The sequence below is a fragment of the Kitasatospora sp. NPDC015121 genome (assembly GCF_055562955.1).
Genome location: NZ_JBVHEH010000050.1, coordinates 22,436 through 34,158 on the forward strand (window position 1 = coordinate 22,436; position 11,723 = coordinate 34,158).

The following is an 11,723-nucleotide window of genomic DNA, read 5'->3' on the forward strand; positions in this document are numbered from 1 at the left end:
CGCACCATGACTGCGCCTTTCGCTGCCGACGCCCGCACCCCCGCCGAGCTGCTGCAGGCCTTCCTGCGCCCGGGGTCCGCCGCCGACCCGTCCCGCCCGTTGGTGACCTTCTACGACGACTCGACCGGGGAACGGGTGGAGCTGTCGGCGAAGACCTTCGACAACTGGGTGGCGAAGACGGCCAACCTGCTCCAGGACGAGCTGAACGCCTCACCCGACGACCGGGCGGCGCTGCTGCTGCCGGCGCACTGGCAGAGCGCGGTGTGGCTGCTGGCCTGCTGGTCGGTGGGCGTGGTCGCGGTCCCGCAGGGCGAGCCGAAGGACGCCGACCTGGTGGTCTCCGGGCCGGACGGCCTGGCCGCCGCGCAGGAGTGCCCGGGCGAGCGGGTGGCGCTGGCGCTGCGCCCGCTGGGCGGCCGGTTCCCGCAGCGGCCGGACGGGTTCCTGGACTACGCGGCGGAGGTCCCCGGGCAGGGCGACCGGTTCGCCCCGTACTCGCCGGTGGACCCGCAGGCGGTGGCGCTGGAGACGCTGGTGGACGGGCTGCCGCTGAAGCTGACCGGCGAGCAGGCGGTGGCGCTGGCCCGGGAGGGCGCGGCCCGGCTGGGCCTGGACGGCGGCAGCCGGGTGCTGTCCACGCTGTCCTTCGACGACTGGACGGGCCTGGAGGCGGGCCTGCTGGCGCCGCTGGCCGCCGGGGCCTCGGTCGTGCTGTGCCGGAACTCCGGGCAGCTGACGGAGGATCAGTGGCAGAGCCGGATCGACTCCGAACGGGTGACTCTGCGCCTGGGTTGACGGTCCCGACCCTCCCGGGCGGGTAGTCCTGGGCCGATGGCAGTGGAGCGCGGCGGCGCGCCCCGCCCGGCGGAACCGGCCGGGCCGGGTGCGCCGTCGCCGTCCTCCGCACCGGCGGCCTCCCACCCGGGTGACGGGTATCACATCGTGGCGGGTTTGGCCGTCAGGCTCGTCTAGGGTGTCCGGGATGAACAGCGGACACCGGCACCGGAGCGACTCGGCGGACTCGACCCCGCAGGGCGTCGACCCCGCCGACCAGTGGGTGCTCGACCCGGCGACCGGCGAGTTCCGGCTCGACCTGGACGCGGGCCGGCCCGACTCCGCCACCCGGCCCCACCCGGCTCCGGCGCGCCCGCAGGCCGCCCGCCGCCGGGCCGCGCCCCCGGCCGGGGGCGCCCCGGCCGCACCCGGCGCCACCGCCGCGAAGGGCGCTGCCCCGAAGGGCGCCGGTGCGAAGGGCGCCGCCGCGAAGGGCGCTGCGCCGAAGGCCGCCGCCGTGAAGGGCGCTCCGGCCGCCGAGGGGCGTGGACGCGGGCGCGGTGCGACGGCGGTGCCGGGCGGTCGGGCGGCGCGCCGCAAGAACCGCTCCACCCGCGGCCGGCGGGCGCTGAAGTGGACCGCGGGCACGCTGGGCCTGGTGCTGGTCGCGGGCTGCGGCGGCGCGTACTACGTCTACCAGCACTTCAACAACAACATCTCGTCGGTGAAGGTCGAGGTCGGCGACGAGTCCGAGCGTCCGCAGGCGACCGACGCGCTGAACATCCTGGTGATCGGCACCGACAGCCGGGTCGGCCTCGGCCGGGAGTACGGCGACGAGGGCTCGGCCGGGCACGCGGACACCACGCTGCTGTTCCACATCTCCAAGGACCGCTCGAACGCGACGGTGCTGTCGATCCCGCGCGACCTGATGGTGACGATCCCGGAGTGCAGGACCAACGGCAAGAGCATCCCCGGCGAGGCCCGGGCGATGTTCAACACCAGCCTCGGACAGGACGGGCGCGACGCCGGCTGCACCTGGAAGACCGTCGAGAAGCTGACCAACGTCCGGATCAACCACTTCATGATGGTCAACTTCGAGGCCGTGAAGACCCTTTCGAGCGCGGTCGGCGGCGTCGAGGTGTGCGCGGCCACCGACATCAACGACCCGTACTCGCACCTCAAGATGACCGCGGGGCGGCACGTGGTGCAGGGCGAGGAGGCGCTCGCCTTCGTCCGCACCCGGCACGCGGTGGGCCTGGGCGGCGACCTGACCCGGATCCCGCTGCAGCAGCAGTTCATCTCCTCGATGATCCGCAAGATGAAGAGCAGCGACACCCTGACCAGCCCGACCAAGCTGTGGGACCTGGCGGACGCCGCGACCAAGGCACTGACCGTCGACGACGGGATCGGCAGCGTCAACAAGCTGAAGGACCTGGCGCTCGACATCTCCCGGGTCGACACCAAGAACATCACCTTCACCACGGTGCCGGTGATCGACGACCCCAAGGACAACAACCGGCTGGTGCTCAAGCCGAACGACGCCCAGCAGCTGTTCGCGATGATCACCGCGGACCGTTCGCTGACCGATGTCCCCGAGCCGAGCACCGCGCCCTCCCCCGCCGCCCCCGGCACCACCGCCGCGGCCGCGCCGGCCGCGGTCAAGGTCGACGCGGCCGAGGTGAGGGTCACCGTGCGCAACGGCAGCGGGACCGCCAAGCTGGCCGGCAAGGCCGCCGACGCGCTGCAGGCCAAGGGCTTCGCGCTGGCCGCCGCGGGCACCAACGCGGAGACGGCCGCCACCAGCACGGTCGCCTACCCGACCGGGCACGAGGACGAGGCGAAGGCGGTGGCCGCGGCCCTCGGACTGCCCGAGACGGCGGTGCAGGCGAACAGCCGGGCCGGGGCGAAGGACGGCCTCGTGGTGGTGCTCGGCAAGGACTTCACCGGGACGGGCGCCGCCCCGTCGGCGGCGCCGACCGAGGCGCCGAAGGACATCCAGCGGGTGCAGGCGGACGACACCAACGTCTGTGCGTCGAAGGCGAAGTAGCAGGAGGGGCGTCCGGCGGGGCCGCGGGCCGCGGGGCCAGGGCCTTCAGGCGTCCAGGACGAGGGTGTCGGGGGCGGTCTCGGTGTAGGTCTCGCCGGTGCGGGGGCAGCGCCAGTGGCCCGGGGCGGTGGGGGTGAGGGGCTCGCCGGCGCGGCCGACCCACTTGAGGCGGCGGGCGGGGACGCCGGCCATCAGGGCGTAGTCGGGGACGTCGCGGTGGACGACGGCGCCGGCCGCGATCAGGGCCCAGCGGCCGACGGTGACGCCGGCGACCAGGACGGCGCGGCCGCCGACGGAGCAGCCCTCGCGGAGGGTGACGCCCCGGGCGTGCCAGTCGTCGCCGCGCTTGAGCCTGCCGTCCGGGTCGACCGAGCGCGGGTAGAGGTCGTTGGTGAGGACGGCGGCGGGGCCGACGAAGACGCCGTCCTCCAGGACGGCGGGCTCGTACACCAGGGCGTGGTTCTGCAGTTTGACCCGGTCGCCGAGCTTCACGCCGGGGCCGACGTAGGCGCCCCGGCCGATGATGCACTCGGCGCCGATCTCGGCGTCCTCGCGGACCTGGGCGAGGTGCCAGACGGTGCTGCCGGGGCCGATCACGGCGCGCGGGTCGACGTCGGCGGTGGCCTCGATCCTGGGGGCGCTGCTCGTCATGGCGCGACCCTAGCGCGGGCGGGCGGTCCCCGTCCGGCCGTTCCGGGGACCGCTGCCGGGGCCGGGGCGGGCGCCGGGCGGCGGCCGCGTCCGGCGCGCCGTCGGAGCGGACCCGACCGGCCCGCCTAGCATGCGGAGGATGCGCCGCCAGCACCCGTCCGCACGCCTGTCCGCACCGTCGAGAGCGCGTCGGCCGGGCCGTCGGCGGTGGGGGCGCTGGGCGGCGGGGACGCTGTCCTTCGCGGTGCTGGCGACCTCCTGCGGCGGGTGGGCGCTGCTGGACGGGATCGGCTCCTCGCTCGACCGGGTGGACGCGATCGGCGGCGGCCCGGACCGGCCGGCCGACGACGGCGCCGCGACCTTCCTGGTGGTCGGCACCGACGAGCGCGAGGGCATCCCGGAGTCCACCCTGAAGGACGTGCTGCACGCGGGCGGCGAGTCCTGCCACTGCACCGACACCATGATGATCGTGCAGCTGTCCGCGGACCGCGGCCGGGCCACCGTGGTCTCCGTCCCTCGCGACTCGTACGTGGACATCCCGGCCCACCAGGACCTCGCCACCGGCCGGCAGGTGGAGGCCGCCAAGGGCAAGATCAACGCGGCGTACGGGATGGGCGGGGCGCCGCTGGCGGTGCGCACCGTCGAGCAGAACACCGGGCTGCGGATCGACCACTACGTCGAGGTGAACTTCCTGGCGTTCGTCTCCACGGTGGACGCCCTGGGCGGTGTCGAGGTGTGCAGCCCCAAGCCGCTCAAGGACGACTACTCGGGCCTGGACCTGCCCGCCGGCACCAGCCGGCTGGACGGCGCGGGGGCGCTGCGGTACGTCCGGGCCCGGCACGTGGACGGCTCCTCCGACCTGGGGCGGATGCACCGTCAGCAGAGGTTCCTGGCGCAGCTGCTGCACCGGGCGTCCGCCGGGGACACCCTGCTGGACCCGGCGAGGCTGACCGGGGTGCTGGACACCGTGCTGCGCTCGGTGAAGGTCGACAAGGGGCTGGGCAACGCCGAACTGCTGGAGTTCGCGGGCCGGTTGAAGGACCTGTCGGCGGCGAACGCGGACTTCGTCACGGTGCCGCTGGCCGAGGTCGACCACCAGGTGCCGGGGTGGGGGTCGACCGTGCTGTGGGACGAGGAGGGCGCGGCGGCGCTGTTCGGGGCGGTCCGGGCCGGGCGCCCGCTCACCGGGGCCGGGGCCCCGGCCCCCGCCCCGGGGACGCCGAGCGCCGCGCCGGTCGCCGGAACGGTTCCCCCGGGCGAGGTGCGGGTGCAGGTGCTCAACGGGGCGGGCGTCCAGGGCCTGGGCTTCCGGGCCGACGCGGAGCTGCGCAGGGCCGGCTTCGCCACCACCGGCACGCCCTCCAACGCCCCGGGCCCCGGGGCGGGCGCCACCCGGACGGTGATCCGCTACGACCCGCGCTGGGACGAGTCGGTGAAGACCCTGGCGGCCGCCCTGCCGGACGCGGAACTGGAGTCCGTCCCGGGGCTGGGGGCGACCTTCCAGGTGGTGGTGGGCAGTGACTACCGCGCGCCCTCGGCGGGGGCGTCCGCGTCATCCGCGTCGTCCTCGGCGGCGGCGGGCCCGGCGGCGACGGCCGCGCCCCCGGCACCGTCGGCGAGTGCGTCGGCGGTGGCGGGGGCGGAGAGCGGCAGCGAGATCGGCTGCCCGTCCTGAGCGGGGGGCGCTAGTCGGTGGCGATGGCGGCCAGGACGTTCATCCGGGCGGCGCGGAAGGCCGGGACGAGGGCGGCGATCAGGCCGATCAGGACCGAGCCGACCAGGACGGCGGCGACGGTGCCGGTGGGGACGGTCAGGGTGGTGAGGCCGCTGTCGGCGAGGACGGAGCGGGCGGTGACGCCCCAGGAGAGGCCGAGGGCGGTGCCGAGGACGGCGCCGAAGAGGGCGATGACCACGGACTCCAGGCGGACCACCCGGCGCAGTTGGCGGCGGGAGAGGCCGATGGCGCGCAGCAGGCCGATCTCCCGGGTGCGTTCGACGACGGACAGCGCCAGGGTGTTGACCACGCCGAGGACGGCGACCACGATCGTCAGGCCGAGCAGGCCGTAGACCATGGCGAGCAGCTTGTCGACCTGGGACTCGATCATCTCCTTGTAGCCGGCCTGGTCCTTGACCATCAGCTGCGGGTAGGCCTCCAGCGTCTTCTGCAGGTCGGCCAGGACCGCGTCCTTGTCGGCGCCGGCCGCGGCGCCGGCGAACAGGACCTGGTCTCCGGGCAGGTGGCCGCCGAGGCCGGTGGAGACGGTGTCGATGGCGGTGAAGAAGTTGCCGTCGAACAGCTCGTTGCCGGTCTTGAGGACGGCGGCGACCCGGAGGGTCTGGGTGCGGCCCTCGCCGTAGGCGGCGGTGATCGGGTCGCCGACCCGGAGGTGGTGGGCGTCGGCGAACTTCTGGTCGACCGAGACGCCGCCGGTGAAGACGCCCTCGGCGGTGCCGGCGGCGAGCGGGAGGCGGAAGTCCCGGGCGAAGCTCGGGTCGGCGGCGGTCAGTTCGGTCTCGGTGCGGGCGCCGTCGGGGGTGGTGAGGTCGGCGGGGACCTCCTTCTGCCGGGTGACGTGGTCGACGCCCCGGGTGTGCGCGATCGCGTCGACCGCGGCCTGGGCGATCGGGCCGTTGCCGCCGCCGACGATGTAGTCGGCGCCGACGGACTTGTCGATCTGGGCACTGGCCGAGGACACCATGGAGGAGGTGACGACGGAGGCGCCGACGACCACGGCGAGGCCGATCATCAGGGCGGCGGCGGTGGAGCCGGTGCGCCGCGGGTTGCGCGTCACGTTCCGCTGGGCGAGCCGGCCGGCCGGGCCGAACAGGGCGGGCAGCACGCCGCCGAGCAGCCGGAGCAGGCCGGAGACCAGCAGCGGGCCGAGCACCACGGCGCCGACCAGGGTGGCGAGCACGCCGAGACCGATCAGCGCCCCGCCGGTGGAGCCGGTGGAGCGGGCGGCGAGCACCAGGGCGGCGGCGCCGAGCGCGGTGGCCAGGGTGCCGAGCGCGGTGCGGATCCGGTTGGCCCGGGGCTCGACCGGGGCGGCGTGGTCGAGCAGCGCGGCCATCGGGGTGATCCGGGAGGCGCGGCGGGCCGGGACGAACGCGGCGAACAGCGTGACCAGCACGCCGACGGCGTAGGCGGCGGCGGGCACCGTCCAGGTGACGCTCAGCGCGGCGTCCAGGTTCATCCCGGCGGCCTTCATCAGCTGGATCATGCCGAGCGCGAGGCCGAGGCCGGCGCCGAGGCCGAGGGTGGAGCCGAGCACGCCGAGGATCAGGCCCTCGGTCAGCACCGAGCGGTTGACCTGGGAGCGGCTGCCGCCGATGGCGCGCAGCAGGCCGATCTCCCGGGTGCGCTGGGTGACCAGCATGGAGAAGGTGTTGACGATCAGGAAGCCGCCGACGCCGGCCGCGAGGACGGCGAAGCCGAGCATCGCGTACTTCATGAAGTCGAGGAAGGAGCCGACGTCGGAGGCGTTCTCCTTCTTCTGCTCGTCGGCGGTCCTGGCCTGGAAGCCGGTGCCGAGGTCGGCCAGCGCGGCGGTCTTCAGCTGCTCGTCGGTGCGGCTGCCGTCGCCGAACAGCTCGACGGAGGTGTAGGCCTCGGCGCCGAGCAGCACCTGCTGGGCGGTGGGGGTGTCCATGAAGACGAGGGCGGCGCCGGGGTTGGTGGTGCGGAAGGCGGCGATGCCCGCGACGGTGAAGTCGTGGTTGGCGTCGGTGATGACCCGCACCCTGGCGCCGAGGCCGAGCCCGGCCTTCTTCGCGGTGTCGGCGTCCAGCACGACCTGGTCGGCGCCCTGCGGGGCGTGGCCGGAGGTGATGTCGACGGAGTTGCGCGGGCCGTCCGTCCAGTTGCCGGTGAGGGTGGGGGCACCGCTGGTCGGGCCGATCACCTTGTTGGTGGCGGGGTCGACCAGCGTCGCCGTGGAGGTCATGACCTGGCCGACGGCGGCCTTGACGCCGGGCTCGGCGGTGAGTCGGGCGACCGTCCCGACCGGGACGGTGGGGACCTCGGCGGGGCCGCCGCGGTCGGTGATGCCGTCCTTGGCCCTGGAGACCGAGAGGTCGGAGGCGGTGGAGGCGAAGAGCCGGTCGAAGGTGCTGGTGGCGGTGTTGTAGAAGACCAGGGTGCCGGACACGAAGGCGACCGAGAGCACCACGGCGAGCAGGGAGAGCAGCAGGCGCCACTTGTGGGCGAAGAAGCTCCGCAGCGAGGTCTTGAGCAGCATGGTGGTGTTTCCCCGCCCCTCAGCTGGTGCGCTTGCCGTCGAAGCGGCGCATGCGGGTCAGGACGGAGTCGGCGGTGGGGTTGTGCATCTCGTCGACGATCCGGCCGTCGGCGAGGAACAGCACCCGGTCGGCGTGGCCGGCGGCGACCGGGTCGTGCGTCACCATCACGATGGTCTGGCCGAGTTCGTCGACCGAGCGGCGCAGGAAGCCGAGCACCTCGGCGCCGGAGCGGGAGTCGAGGTTGCCGGTGGGCTCGTCGCCGAAGATGATCTCGGGCCGGGCGGCCAGGGCGCGGGCCACCGCGACGCGCTGCTGCTGGCCGCCGGAGAGCTGGCCGGGGCGGTGCTTGAGCCGGCCGGACAGGCCGACGGTGTCGATCACCTGCTGCAGCCAGGCCTGGTCGGGCTTGCGGCCCGCGATGTCCATCGGCAGCGTGATGTTCTCCACCGCGTTGAGGGTGGGGAGCAGGTTGAAGGCCTGGAAGATGAAGCCGATCTTGTCCCGGCGGAGCTTGGTGAGTTGACGGTCCTTCAGGCCGGTGACCTCGGTCTCGCCGATCCAGATCCGGCCCTGCGAGACGGTGTCCAGCCCGGCGAGGCAGTGCATCAGCGTGGACTTGCCGGAGCCGGACGGGCCCATGATGGCGGTGAAGCGGCCGCGTTCGATGTCGACGTCGACGGCGTCGAGCGCGGTGACCCGGGTCTCGCCCGCGCCGTACGCCTTGGTGACCTGTCGGGCCCGGGCGGCGTCGGCGCCCCACTCCGGCTGCGGTGAGAGGTGGGCGGGGCTGGCTGCCGTGGTCACTGCGTGCTCCTCGTGGTGGGGTCGACCGTCGTCCCCGAGCCTTCCGGACACCCCACCGGTCGCGGAATCCAGCAGGCATCCGTCTTCTTGGTGGGGCCAGCACCACCTTCGGCGGGGGTGCTGGGGGGATGGCACCACGGTAGGAGCGGGTGCGGGGGCCGGTCGTCCTCCACCGGGCGTAGCCCGGGCCCGGGAATGCGTCCGGGGCCCGGACCCGCCCCCCTAGGGGTGACCTCGGTGCGGTCTGAGGGTCCGGGCCCCGGCCGGGACGGCTTCGTCGGCGAACGGTCAGCCGGTGGTGGCGAATTCCGCCCGGGGGGCGAGCGCGGCGGAGAACGCGTCGACCACCGGGGTCAGCAACACCTCGGTCTCGCGCTCCAGTTCGGTGCCGCCGTCCTCGCGCACCCCGATGTGCCGGTCCAGCACGAACCAGCCCTGGGTGACGTGCCCGGCGCCCATCGAGGTGAGCACCGGCCGCAGCGCGTAGTCCACCGCCAGCACGTGCGCGGTGGAGCCGCCGGTGGCCAGCGGGAGCACCGTCTTGCCGCGCAGCGCGTACTGCGGCAGCAGGTCGAGCAGGGTCTTCAGCAGGCCCGAGTAGGCGGCCTTGTAGATCGGGGTGCCGATCACCACGCCGTCGGCCCGCGCGAACAGGTCGACGGCGCGGGCTATCTCCGGGTCCGAGGTGTCGGCGGCGAGCAGCGCGGCGGCGGGCAGCGTGCGGACGTCCAGCGTGCCGACCTCGTGCCCGTGCGAGACGAGCCGGCGGTCGACGTGGCGCAGCAGGCGGGTGGTGCGGGAGGTCGCGGACGGGGAACCGGAGACGGACAGGATCACGGCCATGGAGTCACCTCGGTGCGTACGGCCGCGCGGGCAGGGCGCAGCCGGGAAGGGGAGGGAGGAGAGGACGGCGGGGCGCGGTTCGCCGTGGGGTGAGATGCGCGCGGCGGGAGTGGTCAGCCGCGACACAGCGAGCAGGACACCCGACCGTGGTCGACGTGCCGCCGACGGGTGAGGACCTGGCGCTGCTCCATACCGTCATGCAAACACGCCCGGTTTCCGCGGGTCAAGGCCGCGACCGCCTGGTGAACAGTGCCGCGAACGGTCCGCGCCCTGCATCAAAACGGCCACAACGGGCCGCCGGGAGGCTCCGCGATCACTGCGCGGCCCCCGGTTCGGGCATCCTTCCCCCATGAACACGTGGCAGGAGCGCCCGGGGGGCGGCGCATACGGGCGGGGCGACGCGGCGCGGAGCCAGGGCGGAGCGGCGGCCGAGCCGCCGCTGCCCCCGGAGTTGAACCCGCGCGGCACGGGGGCCCCGCTCTCCCGTCCGGCCCGCCCCGGCAACGGCGGCGGTCAGCCGCCGTACAACGGTGGCGGCGGGCAGCCGCCGTACGGCAGCGGTGGCGGGCAGCCGCCCTACAACGGCGGCGGGCAGCCCCCGTACAACGGCGGCGGCAACGGCGGCGGTGGCGGGCAGCGGCCCGAGCCGGTGCCGGCCCGGCCGGGGGCGCCCGGGGCGCGGCCCCGGCGGTCGCGGAAGAAGGTCGTCGGCTACTCGGTGCTCGGCCTGGTGCTGGCGCTGCTGGTGACGATGATCGGCACCTACTTCTGGGCGGACGGCAAGCTGCACCACGAGAACGTGCTGGCCGACTACCCGGGCCGGCCGGCGGCGGGCAAGGGCACCAACTGGCTGATCGTCGGCTCGGACAGCCGGGCCGGGCTCACCGACGCGGACGAGCGGGACCTGCACACCGGTTCGGCCGAGGGCAAGCGCAGCGACTCGATGATGATCCTGCACATCGGCGACAACGGGAACACGCTGATGTCGATCCCGCGCGACTCCTGGGTGCAGATACCGGCCCACCAGGACACCTCGGGCAGCGGGAAGACCGTGCCCGCCGCCACCCGCAAGATCAACGCGGCCTTCGCGGCCGGCGGCGGGCGGCTGCTGGTGCAGACCGTCGAGACCAACATGAACCTGCGGATCGACCACTACGCGGAGATCGGCTTCGCCGGCTTCGTCGGCCTGGTGGACGCGGTCGGCGGCGTCGAGATGACCATCGACCAGCCGGTGAAGGACAAGGACTCCGGCCTCGACCTGCAGGCCGGCACCCAGACCCTGAGCGGCAAGCAGGCCCTGGCGTTCGTCCGCCAGCGCCACCAGATGGCCGACCAGGACCTCGGCCGGATGCGCAACCAGCAGAAGTTCCTCGGCGCGCTGGCCAAGCAGGCCGCCTCGCCCACCACCCTGCTGAACCCGTTCACCTTCTACCCGCTGGTCTCGGCCGGCCTGGACACCGTGATCGTCGACGAGGACGCCGGGCTGACCGACCTCGGTTCGATGTTCCTCGCCATGAAGGGCGTCACCGGCGGCGAGGGCAGGACCATCACCGTCCCGATCGGCAACGCCGACTACCGCACGCCGACCGGCGAGTCCGCCGTGAAGTGGGACCCGGAGAAGTCGAAGGCGGTCTTCGAGGCGATGCGCAACGACACGGCGGTGCCCGCCGTCAAGTGACCCGGCCGCGCCGGTCCGCCCCGCGGCGGCGTTCGGAATTCGCACGGCGAATCCGAACTGCCGCCGCGGGGCGCGTCGTCGGGGCGGGGGCGGCGGGTCGGACGGGACAATGTCCGCCATGTCGCTGGTGACCGCCCTCATCTACCGCCGCCGCAGCCGGCCGTTCGGCCGCCTGGTCCAGGAGGCCCTGGCCCTCTACGGGATGGAGGTGCCGGCCGCCGCCGAGATCGGCCCCGGCCTGGTGGTCTTCCACCGGGGCTTCGGCACCGTCCTGCACCCGTACACCACGCTGGGCGCGAACGTCACCCTGTACAACGGCGTCACCATCGGCCGGGCCGACCCGTGGGTGCCGCAGGAGCTGTCCGCGATGCGGCGGGTGGTGCTGGAGGACGGCGTGGTGGTGTGCGCGGGCGCGAAGATCGTCTGCAAGAGCGGCACGCTGACCGTCGGCGCCGACACGGTCGTCGGGGCGAACGCCGTCCTCACCCGCTCCACCGGCCCCGGCGAGATCTGGGCCGGCGCCCCGGCCCGGAAGGTCGGGGAGCGCCGGCGGGTGAACGAGCAGGGGCGCGAACCGGTGGGCGGCTAGGGGAGGTTGCGGGACATCACGATCCGCTGGACCTGGTTGGTGCCCTCGTAGATCTGGGTGATCTTCGCGTCGCGCATCATCCGCTCCACCGGGTAGTC

10 protein-coding genes are annotated in these 11,723 nt (G+C 74.3%); 5 read left to right on the top strand and 5 right to left on the bottom strand.

The window, feature by feature from the left end; genetic code table 11:
- Window positions 1-6 precede the first annotated feature (6 nt).
- Window positions 7-795 carry a TIGR03089 family protein gene (locus ACZ3J7_RS38465; protein ID WP_465628033.1) on the top strand — a complete coding sequence of 263 codons (789 nt, stop codon included), beginning with the start codon at window positions 7-9 and terminating at the stop codon, window positions 793-795.
- Window positions 796-982: 187 nt separating this feature from the next.
- On the top strand, window positions 983-2,821 hold the full coding sequence (locus ACZ3J7_RS38470) for an LCP family protein (RefSeq protein WP_465628035.1): 1,839 nt from the start codon (window positions 983-985) through the stop codon (window positions 2,819-2,821).
- 45 nt (window positions 2,822-2,866) lie between these two features.
- On the opposite strand, the gene ACZ3J7_RS38475 is transcribed toward ACZ3J7_RS38470, so the two are convergent.
- The gene (locus ACZ3J7_RS38475) at window positions 2,867-3,472 is read right to left on the bottom strand and encodes an acyltransferase (RefSeq protein ID WP_465628037.1); all 606 of its coding nucleotides are present in this window, start codon (window positions 3,470-3,472) and stop codon (window positions 2,867-2,869) included.
- 139 nt (window positions 3,473-3,611) lie between these two features.
- Here ACZ3J7_RS38475 and ACZ3J7_RS38480 point away from each other — a divergent pair, with 139 nt between their 5' ends.
- Entirely contained in the window at window positions 3,612-5,147 is a 1,536-nt protein-coding gene (locus ACZ3J7_RS38480; RefSeq protein ID WP_465628039.1) for an LCP family protein, read from the top strand.
- Window positions 5,148-5,157: 10 nt separating this feature from the next.
- Here the strand turns inward: ACZ3J7_RS38480 and ACZ3J7_RS38485 are convergent, their stop codons facing one another.
- From ACZ3J7_RS38485 to ssuE, 3 genes are all read right to left on the bottom strand, one after another.
- The gene (locus ACZ3J7_RS38485) at window positions 5,158-7,710 is read right to left on the bottom strand and encodes an FtsX-like permease family protein (protein ID WP_465628041.1); all 2,553 of its coding nucleotides are present in this window, start codon (window positions 7,708-7,710) and stop codon (window positions 5,158-5,160) included.
- 19 nt (window positions 7,711-7,729) lie between these two features.
- Window positions 7,730-8,515 carry an ABC transporter ATP-binding protein gene (locus tag ACZ3J7_RS38490; protein ID WP_465628043.1) on the bottom strand — a complete coding sequence of 262 codons (786 nt, stop codon included), beginning with the start codon at window positions 8,513-8,515 and terminating at the stop codon, window positions 7,730-7,732.
- A gap of 288 nt (window positions 8,516-8,803) precedes the next feature.
- Window positions 8,804-9,358, bottom strand: coding sequence for an NADPH-dependent FMN reductase (gene ssuE, locus ACZ3J7_RS38495; RefSeq protein ID WP_465628045.1), 555 nt, complete (start codon window positions 9,356-9,358; stop codon window positions 8,804-8,806).
- Window positions 9,359-9,707: 349 nt separating this feature from the next.
- Here ssuE and ACZ3J7_RS38500 point away from each other — a divergent pair, with 349 nt between their 5' ends.
- Window positions 9,708-11,036 (top strand): LCP family protein, encoded by a 1,329-nt coding sequence (locus ACZ3J7_RS38500; protein ID WP_465628046.1) that lies wholly within the window; start codon window positions 9,708-9,710, stop codon window positions 11,034-11,036.
- Window positions 11,037-11,154: 118 nt separating this feature from the next.
- Complete coding sequence (locus tag ACZ3J7_RS38505) at window positions 11,155-11,625, top strand: serine O-acetyltransferase (protein WP_465628048.1); 471 nt, start codon at window positions 11,155-11,157, stop codon at window positions 11,623-11,625.
- On the opposite strand, the gene ACZ3J7_RS38510 is transcribed toward ACZ3J7_RS38505, so the two are convergent.
- A partial coding sequence (locus ACZ3J7_RS38510; RefSeq protein ID WP_465623454.1) for an acyl-CoA dehydrogenase family protein occupies window positions 11,622-11,723 on the bottom strand: 102 nt, incomplete at its 5' end. The two genes, ACZ3J7_RS38505 and ACZ3J7_RS38510, sit on opposite strands and share 4 nt — an antisense overlap.

Excerpts from the sequence above, each read along its gene's own strand:
- ssuE (WP_465628045.1), bottom strand. The coding sequence starts at position 9,358 with ATGGCCGTGATCCTGTCCGTCTCCGGTTCCCCGTCCGCGACCTCCCGC.
- ACZ3J7_RS38505 (WP_465628048.1), top strand. The coding sequence starts at position 11,155 with ATGTCGCTGGTGACCGCCCTCATCTACCGCCGCCGCAGCCGGCCGTTC.
- ACZ3J7_RS38480 (WP_465628039.1), top strand. The coding sequence starts at position 3,612 with ATGCGCCGCCAGCACCCGTCCGCACGCCTGTCCGCACCGTCGAGAGCG.
- ACZ3J7_RS38465 (WP_465628033.1), top strand. The coding sequence starts at position 7 with ATGACTGCGCCTTTCGCTGCCGACGCCCGCACCCCCGCCGAGCTGCTG.
- ACZ3J7_RS38485 (WP_465628041.1), bottom strand. The coding sequence starts at position 7,710 with ATGCTGCTCAAGACCTCGCTGCGGAGCTTCTTCGCCCACAAGTGGCGC.
- ACZ3J7_RS38475 (WP_465628037.1), bottom strand. The coding sequence starts at position 3,472 with ATGACGAGCAGCGCCCCCAGGATCGAGGCCACCGCCGACGTCGACCCG.
- ACZ3J7_RS38500 (WP_465628046.1), top strand. The coding sequence starts at position 9,708 with ATGAACACGTGGCAGGAGCGCCCGGGGGGCGGCGCATACGGGCGGGGC.
- ACZ3J7_RS38470 (WP_465628035.1), top strand. The coding sequence starts at position 983 with ATGAACAGCGGACACCGGCACCGGAGCGACTCGGCGGACTCGACCCCG.